This window comes from Rhodococcus sp. YH3-3, assembly GCF_001653035.1.
Taxonomy (GTDB): domain Bacteria; phylum Actinomycetota; class Actinomycetes; order Mycobacteriales; family Mycobacteriaceae; genus Rhodococcus_F; species Rhodococcus_F qingshengii.
Window position 1 is genome coordinate 846,683 of sequence record NZ_BCWH01000003.1, and the last position, 22,492, is coordinate 869,174.

Genomic DNA, 22,492 nt, shown 5'->3' on the forward strand with positions numbered 1-22,492 from the left:
GCCTGCCAGGTTCCACCGGCCGACGCGTTAGTCTGGACACCCATAGCTCGACGCTCTTGAAGGTAAGGACCGGTTAGTGCAAACCCACGAGATCCGCAGGCGATTCCTCGACCACTTCGTCAAGGCCGGCCACACCGAGGTGCCCAGCGCCTCGCTGATTCTCGACGACCCGAACCTTCTGTTCGTCAACGCGGGCATGGTTCCGTTCGTGCCGTTCTTCCTCGGGCAGCAGACGCCGTCCTACTCACGGGCGACGTCCGTGCAGAAGTGCGTCCGCACCCTGGACATCGAAGAGGTCGGCATCACCACCCGCCACAACACCTTCTTCCAGATGGCGGGCAACTTCTCCTTCGGTGACTACTTCAAGAAGGAAGCCATCTCCCACGCCTGGCAGTTGCTGACAGGTTCGGTCGAGGACGGCGGATACGGCATCGATCCCACGCGCCTGTGGGCCACCGTCTACCTCGACGACGACGAAGCGTTCTCGATCTGGCGCGACGAGGTAGGAGTGCCCGAAGAGCGCATCCAGCGCCGCGGCATGAAGGACAACTACTGGTCCATGGGCATTCCCGGGCCGTGCGGCCCCTGCTCGGAGATCTTCTACGACCGCGGCGCCGAATACGGCGTCGAGGGTGGCCCCGAAGCCGACGAGGATCGCTACATCGAGATCTGGAACCTCGTGTTCATGCAGAACGAGCGCGGCGAGGGCACCAACAAGGGCGACTACCCGATCCTCGGACCGTTGCCGAAGAAGAACATCGACACCGGCATGGGCGTCGAGCGCGTTGCGTTCCTCCTGCAGGGCGTCGAAAACGTCTACGAGACAGATCTTCTCCGCCCCGTCATCGACAAGGCCGCCGAACTGACCGGCAGTGTCTACGGGACCGACCACACTTCAGACGTCCGTTTCCGCGTCATCGCCGACCACGCACGCACCGCAGCGATGTTGATCGCCGACGGTGTGAACCCCGGCAACTACGGCCGCGGCTACGTCCTGCGCCGGTTGCTGCGTCGCATCGTGCGTTCGGCCAAACTGCTCGGCAGCGAGCAGCCCACCATGCGCGAGTTCATGATCGTCGTCCGCGACACGATGGCGCCGTCGTACCCGGTTCTGGAAACCGACTTCACGCGCATCGAGAACGTTGCCGTCGGCGAGGAGACCGCGTTCCTCAAGACGCTGGCTTCGGGTTCTGCTCTGTTCGAGAATGCTGCCGAGACGGTCAAGTCGTCCGGAAAGTCGGTCATCGCCGGCGATCAGGCGTTTGCACTGCACGACACCTACGGCTTCCCGATCGACCTCACGCTCGAGATGGCGTCCGAGGCCGGTCTCACCGTGGACGAGGACGGCTTCCGCACGCTCATGGCCGAGCAGCGCAAGCGCGCCAAGGACGACGCTCAGGCTCGTAAGCACGCCCACGCCGACCTCACGGTCTACAAGGAACTGCTCGACCGAGGCGCCACCGAGTTCACCGGTTTCGACGAACTCGTCTCCGAGGCTCACGTCCTCGCACTGATCGTCGACGGCGTCCGTGTCCCGGTAGCGAAGGCCGGTCAGGACGTCGAGGTCATCCTCGACCGAAGCCCGCTCTACGCAGAGTCCGGTGGACAGATCGCCGACATCGGTTCGCTCACCGCGCCGGGCCTCGAAGCCAAGGTCAACGACGTACAGAAGATCGCCAAGAAGGTCTGGACGCACAAGGTGACGGTGCAGAAGGGTGAGATCACCGAGGGCGACGTCGTACTCGCGCACGTCGACGCCGAGTGGCGCAAGGGTGCAACCCAGGGGCACTCCGGCACCCACATGGTGCACGCTGCACTGCGTCAGGTGCTCGGCCCCAACGCGGTGCAGGCAGGCTCGCTCAACAAGCCGGGTTACCTCCGCTTCGACTTCTCGTGGCAGGGCGCGCTGTCCGACTCCCAGAAGCAGGACATCGAGGCACTTACCAACGAAGCCGTGGCGTCGAACTACGCGGTCAACACATTTGTCACGGATCTCGACAAGGCCAAGGCGATGGGTGCGATGGCACTCTTCGGTGAGAACTACGGCGACGAGGTTCGTGTCGTCGAAATCGGCGGCCCGTTCTCGATGGAACTGTGCGGTGGCACTCACGTCGGAAGCTCCGCACAGATCGGTCAGGTCACGCTGCTCGGTGAGCAGTCGGTCGGCTCCGGAATCCGACGCGTCGAGGCGTACGTCGGTTTGGACTCCTACCGCTACCTCGCCAAGGAACGCGCGCTCCTGGCCGGACTCTCCTCCTCGCTGAAGGTTCCTTCGGAAGAGGTGCCCGCCCGCGTCGAGGCGCTCGTCGAGCGACTCAAGGTGGCCGAGAAGGAACTCGAGCAGACCAAGGCCAAGGCTGTGCTGGCGTCGGCAGGCGAGTACGTCGCCAAGGCCAAGCGCATCGGCAGTGTCCTCGTCATCGCCGAGCCTGCTCCCGCCGGAGTCGGCGGAAACGACCTGCGCAGCCTCGTCACGGACATCAAGGGTCGCCTCGGCTCCGAACCTGCCGTCGTAGCTCTGCTCGGTGACGTCGACGGCAAGGTTCCGTTCGTGGTCGCCTCGAGCAAGGCAGCTCAAGGTCTCGGTGTGAAGGCCGGCGAGCTGGTCGCGTCGTTCGGTCCCAAGATCGGTGGCCGCGGCGGCGGAAAACCCGACATGGCCCAGGGTTCGGGTTCGGACTCCGCAGGAATCCCGGCGGCGCTCGATGCGATCCGGGACAGAGTCGGAGAGCTGGCGGGCGGCAGCTGACGGTGGTGGCTACGCAGCAGGGTCCCGATCGCCCCGGCATCGACGACCCTGGTCGCGGGCGGCGCATCGCCATCGACGTGGGCAGTGTTCGCATCGGCGTCGCGTCCAGCGACCCCGACGGCATCCTCGCGACACCGGTGGAAACGGTTCCACGCTCGAAGGAGCGTGGGCCCGACGCGCCGGATATCCGGCGCATTATCGCCATCGTGTCCGAATACGAGGCCGTTGAGGTTATCGTCGGACTGCCACAGACGCTGCGCGGTGAGCAAGGTAAAGCCGCCGGTATCGCGACTGCATTCGCCAAACGACTGCAGCGGGCCGTCGAACCGATCCCGGTGAGACTGTCCGACGAACGACTGACGACCGTCACGGCTGCGCGCAATCTCCGCGAAAGTGGAGTCAAGGCACGCGGCCAGCGACCGATGATCGATCAGGCTGCGGCGGTGGAAATCCTGCAAGGCTGGCTGGACGAGCGGAGTAGAGCTGTGAAACCAGGGGAGTCGTCGAAGGACGCTGCACTGGAGGGCGATCTGTGAACGCGCGGTGGGATGAGGGCGGCGGAAGCCGGCCCACCAGTTCGTTCGACTTCGACAACGACGAGACCATGGTCATGCGTGCACTGCCGCAGAACATCGATCCGCCGCACATGTCGCGAGCCGAGGCACGCAAGCAACGCGAAGCGCGCAACAAGCGCGCCAAGCGTGGCAAGAAGGTCGGCGTTCTCGCCCTGCTGGTGTTGGTGATCGCAGTCCTCGGTGTCGGTGCATACGGCGCTCTCTGGTACATGGATCGCAACAAGACCGCGGAGGATTTTGCCGGCCCCGGCGGCGCACCCGTGGTCATCCAGATCAACAGTGGAGAAACCGCATCGGAGATCGGTGCGACGCTCGAGGCGAAGAACGTCGTCGCGAGTTCCGCTGCTTTCTACAACGCGGCGATCGCCAATCCGTCTGAGATCCAGAAGGTGCAACCCGGCTTCTACCAGGTGCCGGTGCAGAGTAGCGCCGCGAGCGCACTCGACACCTTGGTTGCCCCGGACTCCCGAGTCGGCAGTGTTGTCATCGCCGAAGGGCGTCAGCTGCACGACAGTTCGGACGCGCAGACCGGCTCGCTCAAGAAGGGCATCTACAACCTCATTTCCGAGGCGAGTTGTGTCGGCCCGGTTTCCGCTCAGAAATGTGTCTCGACAGACGAATTGAACACTGCGGGAGCATCTTCCGATCTGGCTTCGCTCGGCGTGCCCGAATGGGCGATGTCGTCGGTCAAGAGCGTGCCGGACAAGGACCGTCAGCTCGAAGGCCTGATCGCCGCCAGCAGTTGGGATTTCGATCCCACTGCGACGCCCACCGAGATCCTGCGGTCGTTGGTCGAGGGTAGCGCCGCCAAGTACGAGGCCACGGGAATTCTGACAGCCGGCAGCGGGGTCGGAATGTCTCCGTACCAGTTGTTGGTGGCAGCGTCGCTGGTCGAGCGTGAGGCGTTGCCCGCAGACATGGCCAAGGTCGCGCGGGTGATCGTCAACCGACTCGCAGTCGATCAGCCTCTGCAGTTCGACTCCACGGTCAACTACTCACTCGACACCACCGAGGTCGCAACCACGGATGCCGACCGTGAGCGCGTCACGCCGTGGAACACGTACGCAATGCCGGGTCTGCCTGCAACGCCCATCGCTTCGCCGAGCATCGACGCGCTGAAGGCCGTGGAATCGCCGGCGGCCGGTGACTGGTTGTACTTCGTCACGATCAACAAGGAAGGCCAGACGCTCTTCACCAAGAGCTACGAGGAGCATTTGGCCAACATCGAACTGGCACAGCAAAGTGGGATTCTCGACAGTGGACGGTAGTACCGCGACTTCGCTCGCGACGCCACGTAAGGCGGCAGTTCTCGGAAGCCCGATCGCTCACTCGAAGTCCCCGTTGCTGCATCTTGCGGCGTACGCGGCTTTGGGGCTGAGCGATTGGACCTACGAGCGGATCGAATGCACCGGCGAGCAGTTGCCTGCCCTCGTCGACTCACTCGGCCCCGAATGGATCGGTCTCTCGGTGACGATGCCGGGCAAGATCGCAGCACTCGAATATGCCACCGAACGCACACCGCGAGCGGTGACCATCGGCTCGGCCAACACCCTGGTTCGCATCGACGGCGGTTGGCGTGCCGACTGCACGGACGTCGACGGAGTCAGCGGTGCGTTGATCGCCGGCGGTGTCGGCGATCTCAGCGGCACTTCGGCGGTAGTTGTCGGCGCGGGCGGCACCGCGCGGCCGGCATTGGTCGCGTTGGCCGACATGGGAGTTCGGACGGTCACCGTGGTCGCGCGTGATCCGGGGCGCGCATCCGGTGCCATCGAATGCGGCGGTGCTGTCGGGTTGGACATTGATCTGGTCGCCTTCGACGACGCACGGCTAGGCGGGATCTGCGCCGAATCCTCGGTCTTGGTCAGTACCGTTCCCGCGGAAGCGGCAGCGCCCTTTGCCCAGCAATTGGGGAAGGCGCGATTTGTCCTCGACGCGATCTACAACCCCTGGCCGACGCCACTTGCTTCGGTTGTCGAGGCGGCCGATGGCACGGTGATCGGTGGCCTCGAGATGTTGCTCAATCAGGCCTTCGGGCAGGTAGAGCAGTTCACGGGCAAGCCCGCTCCGCGAGAGGCGATGGCAGCCGCTATCGCTTAGGTCTGTTCACAGTGTCGAGGTAGTCCACAAGACGATTCGTAGTCTGCCGCTGGCGAACGGCAGACGCCAAGCTCGAAACCATGTGGACGTTGATGGTCTTGGCAGGCTCGGGGGTAGTCGCTGGCTTCGGTGCTCGGGCGATCGTCGACAATTGGTTGCGGCGACACGGTTATCGACCAGTCGTGACTTTCTGTTGTGTGCCGCAGTGCGCCGTCGCAACAGGCTGGGTTGTCGTCGGTGCGCTGAATACCTCGGTGGTGCAGTTATTTTCCGGTCTCGCCGTGGTGTGGTGGTGCGTCGCGATCTCGACTGTCGACCTGGCTGTGCGTCGGCTGCCCAACAGTTTCACGCTGCCGGGCTACGCCGTCGTGATGGTCTACGCGACGGTGTCGGGAACGGTGTGGGTGGCGGTGGTGGGGTCGGCACTGCTCGCCGGAATCCACCTCCTGGCGCACGTGATGTCGCCTGGTTCCATGGGCGTCGGCGATGTGAAGCTCTCGCTTCCTCTGGGCGCCGTGACCGGATTGGTGGGAGCGGACGCCTGGCTGTGGTCGTTGGTGTCTGCGTCGGTGCTCACCGCAACGCTGGGCACCGCGCTGGAACTGCGAAGACAAGGGCCGGTAGCCCATAATTCGCCCATTGCGCACGGACCCTCGATGTGCCTGGCAGCCTGCGGTTCGATTGTGTTTGCCTGGCTGACGTGACGAGTGCAACATCCGCGAGAAGTCTGGCGTTATTGACCGTTCAACGACGGACGGTGAACTGCAGGAAAGACGTAACCGTCGGTTTCATAAATGCGGGTATTGCCAGCGCGCGGTCCCAGTATGCGGCGAGTCGGACTTGCCGAATGTCCACATCCTGACGTTCACTGAGGTTTCGGAAATGGGACAAAACGAATCTCGTTTCGCACTCGATTATCGGGGGAACCTATGCGCACAAGGCTTTTCGTCGCTGCGGCAGCCTGTTTGGCGGCTGTGGCTGCAGGAGCGGGCGTCGCCGGCGCCGCGCCTGCACCTTCATCGGTGGCACTGGGCGGGGGCTCAGGAATCCTGCTGCCGGACGTGGATCACTCCGATCCTGACCGAGTTGCAGCATGCACGTTGACCGCGGTCGGCTACGACAACGCCGGTTCTCTCGTGGCACTCACCGCCGGACACTGCGGAGTTGTCGGGGACCGGGTGTTCGCCGAGTACCTGCCCGAGGCCGGACCCATCGGTCGGTTCTCTTACTCGAGTCCGGTCTCGGACATCGCCGTGATCGATCTCGACGACGCCAAGGTAGCTCCGCTGCGTACCGTCGGCGGCACGACGATCAACGGAATCGGCGCCCCGCCGGCCCCGGGCACGATCGTGTGCAAGGAAGGCCGTTCGACCGGCAACACGTGCGGTATCACCTGGGGTTACGACTCCGTCTACGGTGAGATCGTCGAGCACACGTGCTCGATTCCCGGTGATTCCGGTGGACCGCTCGTCGTCGGTGACCGCCTGGTGGGCTTGATCAGCAACGGCTACCCGCCGTACTGCTTCGAGCCGCTTCCGCCGCCGTTCCACGCTCCCGACAACTCGGCGGACATCAACATCGGTTTGGCTGACATCAACGCAAACGGTGGAGGATTCCGCCTGTTCTAGACCCACAGGTACCTCTGAGATGGCCCACACGCCTCGTGCGTGTGGGCCATCTGTGTTCACCGGGAGGACCACTGTGACAACTGAGGTCTGCGACGTGGAAAGATGGTCGGCGTGCTGCGTTGGATAACTGCCGGAGAATCCCATGGTCCCGCCCTCGTCGCGATGCTCGAGGGCATGGTCGCGGGGGTCGAAGTGACCTCTGAGGCCATCTCGTCCGAACTTGCCCGTCGTCGACTCGGTTACGGCCGTGGCGCACGGATGAAGTTCGAGGCCGACAAGGTCACCATCATCGGCGGTGTCCGCCACGGATTTACGCTCGGTGGCCCCGTGGCCATCGAGATCGGCAACACCGAGTGGCCCAAGTGGGAAACCATCATGTCCGCCGACCCGGTCGACCCGGACCTGCTCGCCGATCAGGCTCGCAATGCCCCGTTGACGCGCCCGCGTCCCGGACACGCCGATTACAGCGGCATGCTCAAGTACGGCTTCAACGACGCGCGTCCCGTCCTCGAGCGCGCCAGCGCTCGCGAGACCGCGGCCCGCGTAGCCGCTGGAACCGTCGCACGGTCCTTCCTGCGTCAGGTATTCGGTGCCGAGGTCGTTTCACACGTTATTTCCATCGGTGCTTCCGAGCCGTACGTCGGCCCCGTGCCGGCGGGCAAGGATCTCGACGCGATCGATGCGAGCCCGGTCCGCGCATTCGACAAGGCTGCAGAAGAGTCGATGATCGCCGAAATCGAATCGGCGAAGAAGGACGGCGACACCCTCGGTGGCGTCGTGGAGGTCGTCATCCACGGCCTGCCGGTCGGACTCGGCACCTTCGTCAGCGGCGCCGAGCGTCTCGATTCACGACTTGCTGCTGCTCTCATGGGAATTCAGGCCATCAAGGGCGTTGAGGTCGGTGACGGCTTCGAGACCGCGCGACGTCGTGGCAGCGAAGCTCACGACGAAATCCGCCCGGGCCCGGACGGCATCGTGCGCTCCACGAACCGCGCAGGCGGAATCGAAGGTGGCATGACCAATGGTGAGGCTCTTCGAGTTCGCGCCGCGATGAAGCCGATCTCGACGGTTCCGCGCGCTCTGGCGACGGTCGACATGGAGAGCGGCGAGGAAGCGGTTGCCATCCACCAGCGCAGCGACGTGTGCGCGGTTCCGGCCGCCGGCGTCGTCGCCGAGTCGATGGTCGCGCTCGTCGTGGCTCAGGCTGCACTCGAAAAGTTCGGTGGTGATTCCATTGCTGAAACCACTGCCAACTACCGTCGTTACGCCGAGGGCATCGCAGCCCGACCGCCTCGATAGGACTCACGTATCGATGAAGCCGAAGGCTGTACTCATCGGTCCGCCCGGTGCCGGCAAATCGACCATCGGTCGACGTCTCGCGCAGGCACTCGAACTCGAATTGGTCGATACCGACGCCGAGATCGAACGGACCACGGGTAGGACGATCCCGGAGATCTTCACCCATGACGGAGAGCCTCGGTTTCGTGAGATCGAGGAATCGGTGGTTCGCGAAGCGTTGCAGGCCACCGACGGAATCGTCTCGCTCGGCGGTGGTGCGATCCTCTCCGATCGCACGCGCGAACTGCTCCAGGGGCACACGGTCATCTACCTCGAGATCAGTGTCGCCGAAGGGCTTCGCCGCACTGGGGCGAACAATCATCGCCCGCTGCTGGCCGGCGGAGATCCCAAGGTCAAGTACCAGGAGTTGATGAGGCGTCGTCGTCCGCTGTACCGGCGTTCGGCCACGATTCGGATTCGGACCGACGGCCGAAGTCCGGCGCGTGTCGTCGGGCAACTGGTGTCGAAACTTCAAGACAAATGAACAACCGGAGCGGAGTAGTGGAGCAGTGACCGAACCCGTACGTGTAGAGGTGAAGACCGCAAGTCCTTACCCGGTCGTGATCGGCCGCGGCCTGCTCGGTGATCTCGTTGCCGAGTTCGACGGCGCGCGCACTGTCGCGATCTTCCATCAGCCGCCGCTGGCAGAGACCGCGGAGGCCGTACGGGCTGCGTTGGCGGAGAAGGGAATCGACGCCCACCGTATCGAGATCCCCGATGCCGAGGACGGCAAGGATCTTGCTGTGGCGGGCTTCTGCTGGGACGTGCTCGGCCGGATCGGCCTGACTCGCAGCGACGCGATCATGAGTTTGGGCGGGGGAGCGGCGACCGACCTCACCGGCTTCGTCGCGGCTACGTGGATGCGCGGTGTCAAGGTAGTTCACGTCCCCACCACCTTGCTCGCGATGGTCGACGCAGCAGTGGGCGGCAAGACCGGTATCAACACCGAAGCGGGCAAGAACCTCGTCGGTTCGTTCCACGAACCGGGAGCGGTGTTCATCGATCTCGCGACGCTCGAGACTGTGCCGCACAACGAGATCGTTGCCGGCATGGCCGAGGTCATCAAGACCGGATTCATCGCCGACCCGGTGATCCTGGATCTCATCGAAGCCGATCCCAAGGCAGCTCTCGATCCGTCGGGAACTGTTCTGCCCGAGTTGATTCGGCGCTCCGTAGAGGTCAAGGCCAAGGTCGTGGCCGCGGATCTGCGCGAGTCGGATCTGCGCGAAATCCTCAACTACGGCCACACCCTCGGCCACGCGATCGAACGTCGTGAGCGCTACAAGTGGCGCCACGGTGCCGCTGTCTCCGTCGGCCTGGTCTTCGCTGCCGAACTCGGACGGCTCGCGGGCCGACTCGACGACGCCACCGCGGATCGTCACAAGTCGATCCTCGATCTCGTCGGGCTGCCGACGTCGTACGACGGTGATGCGTTCGGCGATCTGATGAAGGGAATGCAGACCGACAAGAAGAACCGTGCCGGGCTGCTGCGTTTCGTGGTCCTCGACGGACTGGCCAAGCCGGGTCGCCTCGAGGGGCCGGATCCGAGTCTGCTGGTTGCGGCGTACTCCGCGATTGCCCGCGATGCGCGGCCGGCCGGCGGAACGGTCCTGCTGTGAGGATCAACGTCGTCAACGGACCCAATCTGGGGCGTCTGGGTAAGCGTCAGCCCGAGGTCTACGGCGCGACCACACACGACGATCTGATCGAATTGTGCGTCGCGGCAGGCAAGGAGCTCGGTGTCGAGGTGATCGTCCGTCAGAGCGATCACGAAGGCGATCTGCTCGGTTGGATCCACGACGCGGCGGACGCGGGGGAACCGGTGATCCTCAATGCCGGTGGCTTGACGCACACGTCGGTGGTCCTGCGAGATGCATGCGCCGAACTGACCGCAGGTCTCGTCGAGGTACACATCTCGAACGTTCATGCGCGAGAAGAGTTTCGGCACCACTCCTACCTGAGTCCGATTGCGACCGGAGTGATCGTCGGACTCGGCGTCGCCGCGTATCCGCTGGCGATCAGGTTCCTCGCCGAGCGAGGCTGAACGAGGCAAGTCGAAAAAACAGTCACACGAATGCGGCCCCGAGGAGAATATCCTCGGGGCCGCATTCGGTTGTGTGGACGGCGGGCGTTACTGCTCGCGCTTGCCCAGATCGATCGCCGGGAAGACCGCGGTATCGGCGTCGGATTCCTCGACGGACATGGCGGCTCCGCTGTATGCGTGCTGCTCGGTGGGGGAGTCGTAGCCCTCGCTGACGGGCACCGGTTCGTGGTGACGCTCGTGGGACGGGGTCTGCGGAGCTGTTCCGTTCTTGCGCTGTTCACGGCTGACGAAGAAGCGTCCGACAGTGATGGCGATCATGGCGGGGACGAAGATGAGAAGGATCGTGAACGCCGCACCGGAGGTCACCTCGAAGAACAAGCCCTGCTGGGTCAGTTCGAGGGAGGGGACGAGGCTGAGTGCCCAGCTGGCAGCGCCGGAGACGAACCCGCCGACCAATGCGGCCTTGAGCCACAGCATGGTCAGATCGGCGCCGTCCTCGGGTTCGGGGAAGTTCCGGCGGTCACGAATGCCGTCGATACCACCCCAGATCGCGGCGAAGACGATGACGATCAACAGGGACAGCCAGCGCAGGGTGGACCCCTGAAGTGGCCACTGTGCGATCGCTGCACCGAGCAACGCACGAAACACAACATGTATCAGGGCCATGCCGAGGCCACGTACCAACCACGCATTCATGGGTACAGCCTAACTAGAACCCATTACACCTTGTGGCCTAACCCACACTTATTGCTGTAACCGCGAGTTTCGAGTTGATCGGCAGGTCTGCGCGGGCGGTAGGTTCGAGGGATGCCGGTCGACTTCAGAACACGCCGTGAATCCCTCAGACGCCTCCTCTCGGAGCGCGAACTCGACGCGATTCTCGTCACAGATCTCCTCAACATCAGATACCTCACCGGTTTCACCGGTTCCAATGCGGCGCTCGTCGTCAGTGCATCCGATTCAGCGTCCGACGAGCGTGAGACGGTGATCTGCACCGACGGCCGCTACGTGACGCAGGTGTCAGAGCAGGTGCCGGACCTTCGGGCCGAAATCGCCCGTTCGAGTGCTGCGCACTTGATCGAGAAGTCCACGGCGCCCGTTCTCGCGTTCGAGTCACATGTGGCGACGTTCGCCGAACATCGGGCTTGGACCGAAGCAGCGCCGAAGATCCGGTTCGAACCGGTGAGTGGACTCGTCGAACAATTGCGCATGGTCAAGGACGAGTACGAGGTGGAGTTGTTGCGAGCCGCGTGCACCGCAGCCGATGTCGCGTTGGCGCAGTTGATCGCTCGCGGCGGTCTGCGACCTGGCCGAACGGAACGAGAGGTCGGCCGCGAGCTGGAAAATCTGATGCTCGACAACGGGGCGGACGGTATTTCCTTCGAGACGATCGTGGCGGCCGGCGCCAACTCGGCGATTCCGCATCACCGACCGACCGACGCGATCCTGGCGTCGGGTGACTTCGTGAAACTCGACTTCGGCGCCCAGGTCGGTGGGTACCACTCGGACATGACACGGACCTACGTGCTCGAGTCCGTTTCCGATTGGCAACGGGAGATTTACGAGCTCGTCGCGCGTTCGCAAGCTGCCGGTTGCGACGCGCTCGCGCCGGGTGTCGAATGTGCGGCAGTCGACGCCGTCGCCCGTGCGGTGATCGACGATGCAGGCTACGGCGAGTTGTTCCTGCACGGCCTCGGCCACGGTGTGGGGCTCGAAATCCACGAAGCACCGGGGATCGGCAAGCTCGGCACCGGTACACTTCTTTCCGGCGCGGCGGTGACCGTCGAGCCGGGCGTGTACTTCTCCGGGCGCGGAGGTGTACGGATCGAGGACACGCTCGTTGTTCGTGAGCAGGGGCCAGAGCTGCTCACACTGACCGCAAAAGACCTTACCGTCGTCTGAGACGGTTTCCCGACCCCTAGGAGACGCGAAGCAAGTGGCTTCCACCAGTGATTTCAAGAATGGTCTGGTTCTGCAGATCGAAGGCCAGCTGTGGACGATCATCGAGTTCCAGCACGTCAAGCCCGGCAAGGGCCCTGCCTTCGTGCGCACCAAGCTCAAGAACGTGCTCTCGGGCAAGGTAGTGGACAAGACGTTCAACGCCGGTGTGAAGGTCGAGACCGCAACGGTCGACCGTCGTGACATGACGTACCTGTACCACGACGGCAGCGACTACATCTTCATGGACGGCGACACCTACGACCAGGTGTCGATCAGCGAATCCACCGTCGGCGACCAGTCGCGTTTCCTGCTCGAGAACATGGCAGTCCAGGTCGCGACCCACGAAGACGTTCCCCTCTTCGTCGAGCTTCCGGTCACCGTCGAGCTCGTCGTCAAGCACACCGATCCGGGCCTGCAGGGCGACCGCTCCACCGGCGGCACCAAGCCTGCGACCCTCGAGACCGGTGCCGAGATCAACGTCCCGCTCTTCATCAACACCGGTGACAAGCTCAAGGTCGATTCTCGTGACGGCAACTACCTCGGGCGTGTGAATTCCTGAGTGTCCGGCACACATAAGAAACTCGGTGCACGCCACAAGGCGCGCAAGCGTGCCGTCGACTTCCTCTTCGAAGCCGAGGCACGTGACCTCGATCCGGTCGCACTGGCGTCGGAGCGTTCCGATCTGTCCGTCAAGGACGACGCGGTAGCACCCGTCGCGGCCTACACCGTCACGTTGGTGTCCGGCGTTGCGGAGAATCTGGACCGGATCGATCAGGTCATCTCCTCGCATCTGCAGGACTGGACGCTCGAGCGTCTGCCCGCCGTCGACCGTGCGATTCTGCGTATCGCCGTGTGGGAGCTCTTCCACGCGACGGACGTTCCGCCGGTTGTCGCCGTGGACGAGGCCGTCGAACTCGCGAAGCAGCTCTCGACGGACGACTCTCCGGGATTCGTCAACGGAATCCTCGGCCAGGTCGTTCTCGTTGCGCCGCAGGTTCGATCGGCTGCGGCCGCGACCTCCCAGCGCGCGCAGGAATCGGATTCGGGTACCGAGTAGCAAGTTTTGTTCCACCACCGCCGTGCGAGTGTCACCGAGCGCGTTGTGTGTCTGCACACAACCGGTCGGAGTCGCTGCTCGCACGGCGGGATCAGGTCTGTCGGCTGATAGGGTGGGGACCGTCAGACATCCTTTAACGATCCGTCCAGTGAGGCGGAGAAGGAGGTCGCTGCATGAGCGTGCCCGAAGGGTCTCGCCCATCCGATCTTGCAGGTCCAGGTAACTCGAAGGCGCCGGTCGGTGCCGAGGCAGGTAGCGAAACCCGCGAATTGTTGTCCGCCCAGGATGTGGGCCGGACCATCGCGCGGATCGCTCACGAGATCATCGAGAAGACCGCACTCGACGGACCCGAGGGAACTGCCCCTCGTGTGGTCCTGATCGGGATCCCGACGCGTGGAACCACCCTCGCCACGCGACTGCGCGCCAAGATCGAAGAATTCTCCGGTGTGCGTCTTCCCATCGGATCTCTCGACATCACCCTCTACCGCGACGATCTCCGGAACAAGCCGCACCGCCCGCTCGAGCGCACGTCCGTCCCCGAAGGTGGCGTCGACAATGCGCTGGTCGTTCTCGTGGACGACGTCCTCTTCTCCGGTCGCACCGTGCGCTCGGCACTTGACGCGTTGCGCGATCTGGGCCGCCCCCGCGCGGTCCAACTCGCAGTGCTCGTGGATCGTGGTCACCGCGAACTCCCGCTGCGCGCCGACTACGTCGGCAAGAACGTCCCGACCGCGAGGTCCGAGGACGTCAAGGTTCTCCTCCAGGAGCACGACGGCAGGGAAGCGGTAGTCATCTCCGGGGGTAAGAGCGCGTGAAGCACCTACTTTCCATCGCGGACCTCGATCGTGAGTCCGCGGTAGAACTTCTCGACGAGGCAGAACGGTTCGAGCAGGCACTTCTGGGACGAGAGGTACGCAAGCTCCCGACGCTGCGCGGACGCACGGTCATGACGGTGTTCTTCGAGAACTCGACGCGCACCCGGGTGTCTTTCGAGGTGGCAGGCAAATGGATGAGTGCCGACGTCATCAATGTCAGCGCATCCAGTTCCTCGGTGTCCAAAGGTGAATCCCTGCGCGATACCGCGATGACCCTGCGCGCGGCCGGTGCCGACGCACTCATCGTGCGCCACCCGGCTTCGGGCGCCGCCCACCAGATCGCAAAGTGGACCGGAGCGGCCGACGACGGTGGCCCGGCAGTCATCAACGCAGGTGACGGCACGCACGAGCACCCCACTCAGGCGCTTCTCGACGCTTTGACCCTTCGCCAGCGTCTCGGCGACATCGAGGGCAAGCGGATCGCCATCGTCGGCGACATCCTGCACAGCCGTGTCGCCCGCTCCAACGCACTGCTGCTCTCGATGCTCGGTGCCGAGGTTGTTCTTGTTGCGCCGCCGACACTGCTGCCGGTCGGTGCGCACACGTGGCCGGTCACGGTCTCGCATTCGCTCGACGCGGAACTGCCCGGACTCGACGCGGTGCTGATGCTGCGGGTTCAGGCCGAACGCATGAACGGTGGCTTCTTCCCGTCGCAGCGCGAGTACTCGATCAACTACGGCCTGTCCGAGAAGCGGCTGGCGATGCTGGCCGATCACGCGGTGGTCCTGCACCCCGGCCCGATGCTGCGCGGCATGGAGATTGCATCCGCCGTTGCCGATTCCTCCAAAACTGCTGTACTGCAACAGGTTACCAACGGCGTACACATGCGCATGGCTGTCTTGTTCCGACTGCTGGTCGGGTCGGAGGACGGTGCGCTGTGACCAGAAACGAGAACGGAGAATCACCCGTGAGTGTCCTGCTCCGCGGAGTCCTGATCTACGGAGAAGGTGAGCCCACCGACGTACTCGTCGGCGACGGCACGATCCTCGAGATCGGCGTGGACCTCGATCCGGCCACGGCATCCGAGGTGATCGATGCCGGCGGGCAGATCCTGCTTCCCGGCTTCGTGGACCTGCACACACATCTGCGTGAGCCCGGCCGCGAAGACACCGAGACCATCGAAACCGGAAGCTCGGCAGCGGCTCTGGGTGGATACACCGCGGTCTTCGCGATGGCCAACACGAGTCCCGTCGCCGATTCGGTGGTCATCACCGATCACGTCTGGCGACGCGGGCAGGAAGTCGGCCTCGTCGACGTCCACCCCGTCGGCGCAGTCACAGCAGGCCTGGAAGGCAAGCAACTCGCCGAGATGGCGACCATGGCCGCAGGCGTCGGCAAGGTCAAGATGTTCTCCGACGACGGCCACTGCGTCTACGACCCACTGATCATGCGTCGCGCGCTCGAATACTCCAGCTCACTGGGCGTCCTGATCGCCCAGCACGCGGAAGAGCCGCGCTTGACCGTCGGTGCGGTCGCCCACGAGGGCCCCACGGCCGCGCGTCTCGGCCTGGCCGGATGGCCGCGCGCAGCCGAAGAATCGATCGTGGCCCGCGACGCACTGCTCGCGCGTGACGCCGGCGCCCGCGTTCACATCTGCCACGCCTCCACCGCCGGAACCGTCGAACTCGTGAAGTGGGCTCGCAGCCAAGGGATTTCGATCACCGCCGAGGTCACCCCGCATCACCTGCTCCTCGACGATTCACGGCTCGAGACGTACGACGCGATCAACAAGGTCAACCCGCCCTTGCGTGAGGCCAGTGATGTTGCCGCGCTGCGCAAGGGTCTGGCCGAGGGAATCATCGACTGCGTCGCGACCGACCATGCTCCGCACGCCGAGCAGGACAAGTGCTGCGAGTTCGCAGCCGCTCGCCCTGGAATGCTCGGCCTCGAGACCGCACTCTCGATCATCGTGCAGACGATGGTCCAGCCCGGCCTGTTGGACTGGCGCGGTGTTGCCCGGGTCATGAGCGAGCGCCCCGCGGCAATCGTGGGCCTCGACGATCAGGGCCGTCCCATCGAGGTGGGGGAGCCCGCGAACCTGACATTGGTCGATCCGTCGGCCGAGTGGACGGTCCACGGTCCCGACCTGGCGAGTGTCGCGCATAACACTCCGTACGAGTCGATGACATTGCCCGCTCGGGTCACGACCACACTGTTACGTGGCCGCATCACCGCACACGACGGGAATGTGCGGCTGCGGAGTAGCGAGGAGTAGCGCGTCATGGACAGAGCACTGTGGATCATCGGTCTGGCGATCTTCTGGGTCGCGATGATCGGCCTGATGTACGTCGGCTGGCGTGGACGCGCTCGACGCCAGAAAGACAAGATCGGCGAACTGCCGACGGTACCGGCAACCCTGGGTGAACTGCTCGTCCTGCCGACCACCGGCCTGTACGTCGGCAGCACCATCGCACCCAGTTGGCAGGACCGTATCGCCGTCGGCGACCTCGGTTTCCGCGCCACCTGCGAGATCAGCCGCTACAGCGGCGGAATTCTGGTCGAGCGTGACGGCGCGTCGGCGATCTGGATTCCGGAGAAGTCGATCCGCGCGATCCGCACGGAGAACGGTCTTGCCGGCAAGGTCATGAGCAAGGACGGCGTCCTGGTGATTCGCTGGGAATTGCCGAGCGGAACCGAGATCGACACGGGCGTGCGCGGTGACGACAAGACGGTTTATCCGGACTGGGTCAAGCCGGTGACTGCTTCGAACAAGACCGCTTCGAACAAGACGAATGACAACGAAGACGCAAGCTCTGGCGACATCGAGCAGAACGGAAAGAACGCATGAGCGGCTTTGACAACAGCCCCGCAGTACTGGTCCTCGAAGACGGACGGGTGTTCCGCGGAACCACCTTCGGTGCGGTTGGACAGACCCTGGGCGAAGCGGTGTTCAGCACCGGAATGACCGGCTACCAGGAAACGCTCACCGATCCCAGCTACCACCGCCAGATCGTCGTCTCCACCGCACCGCAGATCGGCAACACCGGCTGGAACGACGAAGACGACGAGTCGGTCGGACCGACCGGCGAGCGTGCCGGCGCCAAGATCTGGGTTGCCGGGTACGTCGTTCGTGACCCCTCGCGCGTCACCTCGAGCTGGCGTGCAACCGGTTCGCTGCAGGCCAAGCTCGAAGAGCAGGGCATCGTCGGAATCGCCGGGATCGACACTCGTGCCCTGGTTCGCCACCTGCGTACTCGCGGTTCGATGAAGGCCGGAATTTTTTCCGGTGAAGCCATCGCCGCCGATGACGAACTGGTCCGACGGGTTCAGGATCAGCCGACCATGCTCGGCGCCGATCTTGCCGGTGAGGTCAGCACCACCAGCGGCTACGTCGTCGAGCCGAAGGGCGGGGAGGCGCTGTACACGGTTGCCGCCATCGACCTCGGTATCAAGACCAACACCCCGCGCATGTTCGCCGAGCGCGGTATTCGCGTCCACGTGTTGCCGTCCAACGCGAGTCTCGAACAGATCCTCGACCTGAAGGCCGACGGAGTGTTCCTCTCCAACGGTCCCGGTGACCCAGCCACCGCCGACGGCGCAGTCCACCTCACGAAAGAGGTCATCGGACAGGGCTTGCCGCTGTTCGGTATCTGCTTCGGCAACCAGATCCTGGGCCGCGCCCTGGGCCTGAGCACCTACAAGATGAAGTTCGGCCACCGCGGAATCAACATCCCGGTGATCGAGCATCAGACCGGTCGCATCGCGATCACCGCTCAGAACCACGGCTTCGCGCTTGAAGGCGAAGCCGGTCAGGAATTCGACACCCCGTTCGGCCGCGCGGTGGTCAGCCACACCTGCGCCAACGACGGAGCCGTCGAAGGTGTTCGCCTGCTGGACGATTCGGCCTTCTCGGTGCAGTACCACCCCGAGGCGGCAGCCGGCCCGCACGACGCCGCGTACCTCTTCGACCGCTTCACCAGCCTGCTCTCCGCACGGAAAGAAACCGGAGTCAAGAACTAATGCCACGCCGTACAGATCTCAAGCACATCCTGGTAATCGGCTCCGGTCCGATCGTCATCGGTCAGGCCTGCGAGTTCGACTACTCGGGCACCCAGGCCTGCCGCGTCCTCCAGGAGGAGGGCCTGCGCGTCAGCCTGGTCAACTCCAACCCGGCCACCATCATGACGGACCCCGAGTTCGCCGATGCCACGTACGTCGAGCCGATCACGGCCGAGTTCCTCGAGAAGGTCATCGCCAAGGAAGCCTTGCAGGGCAACAAGATCGACGCCGTCCTCGCGACGCTCGGCGGTCAGACTGCGCTCAACGCCGCAGTGGCGCTGCACGAGCAGGGCATCCTCGAGAAGTACGACGTCGAACTGATCGGCGCAGACTTCGACGCCATCCAGCGCGGCGAGGATCGCCAGAAGTTCAAGGACATCGTCGCCAAGGTCGGTGGCGAATCCGCGAAGTCCGCAGTTTGCTACACGATGGACGAAGTACACGCCACGGTCGCCGAACTCGGTTACCCGGTTGTCGTGCGTCCGTCCTTCACCATGGGCGGCCTCGGTTCCGGCATGGCGTACGACGTCGACGATCTCAACCGCATCGCCGGTGGCGGTCTGGCCGCGTCGCCGACGGCGAACGTCCTGATCGAGGAATCCATCCTCGGTTGGAAGGAATACGAACTCGAGCTCATGCGTGACAGTCGCGACAACGTCGTGATCGTCTGCTCCATCGAAAACGTCGACCCGGTCGGTGTCCACACCGGAGACTCGGTCACCGTCGCCCCGGCGATGACGCTGACCGACCGCGAGTACCAGGCGATGCGCGACCTTTCCATCGACATTCTGCGTGAGGTGGGCGTCGACACCGGCGGCTGCAACATCCAGTTCGCGATGGACCCGAAGGACGGCCGCCTGGTCGTCATCGAGATGAACCCGCGTGTCTCCCGCTCGTCGGCTCTGGCGTCGAAGGCGACCGGTTACCCGATCGCGAAGATGGCGGCCAAGCTTGCCATCGGCTACACGCTCGACGAGATCGTCAACGACATCACCAAGGAAACCCCGGCTTGCTTCGAGCCGACGCTCGACTACGTCGTCGTCAAGGCTCCGCGGTTCGCTTTCGAGAAGTTCCCCGGTGCCGACGGAACTCTGACCACCACGATGAAGTCGGTGGGCGAGGCCATGAGCATCGGCCGCAACTTCACCGAGGCTTTCGGCAAGGTCATGCGTTCGCTCGAGACCAAGCGTGCGGGTTACTGGACCGGCGCCGACATCGAGACGGAGAGCCTGGATGCACTGCTCGCCGATCTGAGCGTTCCGCAGGACGGCCGCATGTACGGCATCGAGAAGGCATTCGCGCTCGGCGCAACTGTCGAGCAGCTCTTCGACGCCACCAAGATCGATCCGTGGTTCCTCGACCAGTTCCAGCAGATTCACGAGCTCGGTGAAAAGCTGCGCGCTGCAGAGTCTTTCGACGAGGATTCCCTGCGTCAGGCCAAGTACCACGGCATCTCGGACCGCCAGATCGCGGCTCTGCGCCCCGAACTCGGTGGTGACACTCACGCAGGTGAGGACGCCGTTCGCGCTCTGCGTGATCAGCTGGGCGTGCGCCCCGTCTACAAGACCGTCGACACCTGCGCCGCAGAGTTCGAGGCCAAGACGCCGTACCACTACTCGACCTACGAGCTCGATCCCGAGGCCGAGTCCGAAGTTGCTCCGCAGACCGAGCGACCCAAGGTTCTGATCCTCGGATCCGGCCCCAACCGCATCGGTCAGGGTATCGAGTTCGACTACTCGTGTGTCCACGCGGCGCAGACGCTGTCCGAGGCCGGGTACGAGACCGTCATGGTCAACTGCAACCCCGAGACCGTCTCCACGGACTACGACACCGCTGATCGCCTGTACTTCGAGCCGCTGACGTTCGAGGACGTCTTCGAGGTCTACCGCGCGGAGGCGCAGTCGGGCACCGTTGCCGGCGTCATCGTCCAGCTCGGCGGCCAGACCCCGCTCGGACTGGCGAAGCGTCTCGAAGCTGCCGGCGTCCCCATCGTGGGAACCAGCCCCGCAGCCATCGACCTGGCGGAGGACCGCGGCGAATTCGGCCGCGTACTGACCGAAGCCGGTCTGCCTGCACCGAAGTTCGGTACCGCCACCACGTTCGACGGCGCCCGCGAGATCGCGGCAGGTATCGGCTACCCGGTGCTGGTGCGTCCGTCGTACGTGCTCGGTGGTCGCGGCATGGAGATCGTCTACGACGAGGCTTCCCTCGCCGACTACATCTCGCGCGCCACGGAGATCTCCGACGATCGTCCGGTCCTGGTCGACCGCTTCCTCGAAGACGCGGTCGAGATCGACGTCGACGCTCTGTGTGACGGCACCGAGGTGTACCTCGGCGGCGTCATGGAGCACATCGAGGAAGCCGGCATTCACTCCGGTGACTCGGCGTGTGCGCTCCCGCCCATCACTCTGGGCCGGGCGGATCTCGAGAACGTCCGCCGCTCCACCGAGGCTCTCGCGAAGGGCATCGGCGTCAAGGGCCTGCTCAACGTCCAGTACGCCCTCAAGGACGACATCCTTTACGTGCTGGAAGCAAATCCCCGCGCCAGCCGCACGGTTCCGTTCGTGTCCAAGGCGACGGCCGTCCAGCTGGCCAAGGCATGCGCCCGCGTCATGCTCGGCGAATCCATCGCGGAACTGCGTGCGAGCGGCATTCTGCCGGCGAAGGGCGACGGCGGAAACACCCCGGCCGGTGCACCGATCGCGGTCAAGGAAGCTGTGTTGCCGTTCAACCGCTTCCGCCGCGCCGACGGTACCGGCGTGGATACCTTGCTCAGCCCGGAAATGAAGTCCACCGGTGAAGTCATGGGAATCGACTTCGACTTCGGTACGGCTTTTGCCAAGTCGCAGACTGCCGCCTACGGTTCGTTGCCCACCACGGGCGCGGTGTTCGTCTCGGTCGCCAACAAGGACAAGCGTTCGCTGATCTTCCCGGTCAAGCGCCTGGCAGACCTCGGATTCACCATTCTTGCCACCGAAGGAACCGCAGATGTTTTGCGGCGCAACGGTATCGAGTGCAAGCAGGTGTACAAGCAGTCGGGTGAAGATGTTCCGGCCGGTGCCGAGACCATCGTCGACCAGATCCGCAGCGGCGAGGTCGCCATGGTCATCAACACGCCGTACGGCAACAACGGCCCGCGTGTCGACGGCTACGAGATCCGAAGCGCAGCGGTTGCGTCGAACATCCCGTGCATCACGACGGTGCAGGGCGCCTCGGCTGCCGTGCAGGGCATCGAAGCAGCCATTCGCGGCGACATCGGAGTTCACTCCCTGCAGGAATTGCACGCAGGTCTTCGTCAGCCGGCACAGCAGTCGTGAGTCACAGTTGGGGGCAGCGTCTCCGGTCCGCGATCGCGGACCGGGGGCGGCTGTGCGTCGGTATCGACCCGCATCCCGCGCTTCTCGACGCGTGGGGACTGCCGCGTACGGCCGAAGGTCTCGAGACTTTCGCCGAGATCTGCGTCGAGGCCTTCACCGGTGAGGTCGGACTGGTCAAACCTCAGGTCGCGTTCTTCGAGGCTTACGGCAGCGCCGGCTTCGCCGTGTTGGAGCGGACCATCTCGGTTCTTCGTGATGCGGGAACTCTGGTCGTCGCGGATGCCAAGCGCGGTGACATCGGTTCGACGATGGACGCGTACGCGCAAGCCTGGTTGGGTGATTCGCCGTTGGCCTCCGACTCGGTCACCGTTTCGCCGTACCTGGGATTCGGGGCGCTGACTCCGACACTCGAACTGGCACGGCAGAACGCCCGCGGGATCTTCGTCCTGGCACGAACCTCCAATCCGGAAGGCGGCGTACTTCAACAGTCGTCGACTGACGGTGTGAGCGTGGCTCAGTCGATCGTCGACGCTGCGGTCGATGCGAACGGCGACGGCCGTGACACCGTCGGACTGGTGGTCGGTGCAACTCGGGACCACGGTCTGGACCTGTCGCAGTTCAACGGCCCGATTCTCGCTCCGGGACTCGGCGCTCAGGGTGCGACGGCAGCGGATCTCGCAGACATCTTCGCGGGATCGACCGAGCTCCTGCTGCCGAACACTTCCCGTGGGGTGCTCAAGCATGGTCCTTCGGTATCGGCACTTCGGGAGGCAGCAATGCGTGACCGAGACGAGATCGAAGCCGCATTGGCGAACTGATCCGTGAGTGACCTCGAGGCTCGTTCGAGCGGTGGAACCCGGTGGTACCGTCCG

The 22,492-nt window shown here is 64.4% G+C and carries 21 protein-coding genes; 20 read left to right on the forward strand and 1 reads right to left on the reverse strand.

What is annotated here, in order from left to right; all coding sequences use genetic code 11:
• The first annotated feature begins 76 nt into the window (after window positions 1–76).
• The 10 genes from alaS to aroQ all read left to right on the forward strand — a co-directional run bounded on the left by alaS (window position 77) and on the right by aroQ (window position 10,431).
• On the forward strand, window positions 77–2,749 hold the full coding sequence (gene alaS, locus YH3_RS29270) for an alanine--tRNA ligase (protein ID WP_019748361.1): 2,673 nt from the start codon (window positions 77–79) through the stop codon (window positions 2,747–2,749).
• A gap of 2 nt (window positions 2,750–2,751) precedes the next feature.
• The gene (gene ruvX, locus YH3_RS29275; protein ID WP_003944838.1) at window positions 2,752–3,285 is read left to right on the forward strand and encodes a Holliday junction resolvase RuvX; all 534 of its coding nucleotides are present in this window, start codon (window positions 2,752–2,754) and stop codon (window positions 3,283–3,285) included.
• Complete coding sequence (gene mltG / locus YH3_RS29280; RefSeq protein ID WP_042445689.1) at window positions 3,282–4,592, forward strand: endolytic transglycosylase MltG; 1,311 nt, start codon at window positions 3,282–3,284, stop codon at window positions 4,590–4,592. The genes ruvX and mltG overlap by 4 nt, the downstream gene beginning before the upstream one ends.
• Complete coding sequence (locus YH3_RS29285) at window positions 4,582–5,421, forward strand: shikimate dehydrogenase (protein ID WP_003944839.1); 840 nt, start codon at window positions 4,582–4,584, stop codon at window positions 5,419–5,421. Before mltG ends, YH3_RS29285 begins: the two co-directional genes overlap by 11 nt.
• A gap of 80 nt (window positions 5,422–5,501) precedes the next feature.
• Window positions 5,502–6,125, forward strand: a complete 624-nt coding sequence (locus YH3_RS29290; protein WP_064444579.1) for an A24 family peptidase — start codon at window positions 5,502–5,504, stop codon at window positions 6,123–6,125.
• A 225-nt stretch (window positions 6,126–6,350) separates the two neighbouring features.
• On the forward strand, window positions 6,351–7,049 hold the full coding sequence (locus YH3_RS29295) for a S1 family peptidase (RefSeq protein ID WP_007728030.1): 699 nt from the start codon (window positions 6,351–6,353) through the stop codon (window positions 7,047–7,049).
• 111 nt (window positions 7,050–7,160) lie between these two features.
• Window positions 7,161–8,348 carry a chorismate synthase gene (gene aroC / locus YH3_RS29300; protein WP_063316721.1) on the forward strand — a complete coding sequence of 396 codons (1,188 nt, stop codon included), beginning with the start codon at window positions 7,161–7,163 and terminating at the stop codon, window positions 8,346–8,348.
• A gap of 13 nt (window positions 8,349–8,361) precedes the next feature.
• Window positions 8,362–8,871, forward strand: coding sequence for a shikimate kinase (locus YH3_RS29305; RefSeq protein ID WP_030536425.1), 510 nt, complete (start codon window positions 8,362–8,364; stop codon window positions 8,869–8,871).
• A 25-nt stretch (window positions 8,872–8,896) separates the two neighbouring features.
• On the forward strand, window positions 8,897–10,006 hold the full coding sequence (aroB, locus tag YH3_RS29310; RefSeq protein ID WP_003944873.1) for a 3-dehydroquinate synthase: 1,110 nt from the start codon (window positions 8,897–8,899) through the stop codon (window positions 10,004–10,006).
• Entirely contained in the window at window positions 10,003–10,431 is a 429-nt protein-coding gene (aroQ, locus tag YH3_RS29315; protein WP_003944916.1) for a type II 3-dehydroquinate dehydratase, read from the forward strand. Before aroB ends, aroQ begins: the two co-directional genes overlap by 4 nt.
• A gap of 87 nt (window positions 10,432–10,518) precedes the next feature.
• Here aroQ and YH3_RS29320 read toward each other — a convergent pair whose 3' ends face one another.
• Complete coding sequence (locus YH3_RS29320) at window positions 10,519–11,127, reverse strand: B-4DMT family transporter (protein WP_042919837.1); 609 nt, start codon at window positions 11,125–11,127, stop codon at window positions 10,519–10,521.
• Between the two features lie 111 nt (window positions 11,128–11,238).
• On the opposite strand from YH3_RS29320, the gene YH3_RS29325 reads away from it, so the two are divergent.
• The 10 genes from YH3_RS29325 to pyrF all read left to right on the forward strand — a co-directional run bounded on the left by YH3_RS29325 (window position 11,239) and on the right by pyrF (window position 22,438).
• Window positions 11,239–12,333 carry a Xaa-Pro peptidase family protein gene (locus tag YH3_RS29325; protein ID WP_003944812.1) on the forward strand — a complete coding sequence of 365 codons (1,095 nt, stop codon included), beginning with the start codon at window positions 11,239–11,241 and terminating at the stop codon, window positions 12,331–12,333.
• 34 nt (window positions 12,334–12,367) lie between these two features.
• Window positions 12,368–12,931 (forward strand): elongation factor P, encoded by a 564-nt coding sequence (efp, locus tag YH3_RS29330; protein ID WP_003944958.1) that lies wholly within the window; start codon window positions 12,368–12,370, stop codon window positions 12,929–12,931.
• Entirely contained in the window at window positions 12,932–13,429 is a 498-nt protein-coding gene (gene nusB, locus YH3_RS29335; protein ID WP_007728014.1) for a transcription antitermination factor NusB, read from the forward strand. It abuts the gene before it with no gap.
• A 173-nt stretch (window positions 13,430–13,602) separates the two neighbouring features.
• Window positions 13,603–14,244 carry a bifunctional pyr operon transcriptional regulator/uracil phosphoribosyltransferase PyrR gene (gene pyrR, locus YH3_RS29340; RefSeq protein WP_003944977.1) on the forward strand — a complete coding sequence of 214 codons (642 nt, stop codon included), beginning with the start codon at window positions 13,603–13,605 and terminating at the stop codon, window positions 14,242–14,244.
• Window positions 14,241–15,185, forward strand: coding sequence for an aspartate carbamoyltransferase catalytic subunit (locus tag YH3_RS29345; protein ID WP_003944883.1), 945 nt, complete (start codon window positions 14,241–14,243; stop codon window positions 15,183–15,185). The genes pyrR and YH3_RS29345 overlap by 4 nt, the downstream gene beginning before the upstream one ends.
• A 26-nt stretch (window positions 15,186–15,211) precedes the next feature.
• Window positions 15,212–16,519 carry a dihydroorotase gene (locus tag YH3_RS29350; RefSeq protein WP_003944990.1) on the forward strand — a complete coding sequence of 436 codons (1,308 nt, stop codon included), beginning with the start codon at window positions 15,212–15,214 and terminating at the stop codon, window positions 16,517–16,519.
• Between the two features lie 6 nt (window positions 16,520–16,525).
• Window positions 16,526–17,092 carry a transporter gene (locus YH3_RS29355; RefSeq protein ID WP_003944773.1) on the forward strand — a complete coding sequence of 189 codons (567 nt, stop codon included), beginning with the start codon at window positions 16,526–16,528 and terminating at the stop codon, window positions 17,090–17,092.
• Window positions 17,089–18,264 (forward strand): glutamine-hydrolyzing carbamoyl-phosphate synthase small subunit, encoded by a 1,176-nt coding sequence (gene carA / locus YH3_RS29360; RefSeq protein WP_007728009.1) that lies wholly within the window; start codon window positions 17,089–17,091, stop codon window positions 18,262–18,264. The genes YH3_RS29355 and carA overlap by 4 nt, the downstream gene beginning before the upstream one ends.
• A complete protein-coding gene (gene carB, locus YH3_RS29365) occupies window positions 18,264–21,620 on the forward strand; it encodes a carbamoyl-phosphate synthase large subunit (RefSeq protein WP_064444580.1) in 3,357 nt (1,118 codons plus the stop codon). Before carA ends, carB begins: the two co-directional genes overlap by 1 nt.
• Window positions 21,617–22,438, forward strand: coding sequence for an orotidine-5'-phosphate decarboxylase (pyrF, locus tag YH3_RS29370; RefSeq protein WP_007728008.1), 822 nt, complete (start codon window positions 21,617–21,619; stop codon window positions 22,436–22,438). Before carB ends, pyrF begins: the two co-directional genes overlap by 4 nt.
• The last annotated feature ends 54 nt before the right edge of the window (window positions 22,439–22,492 follow it).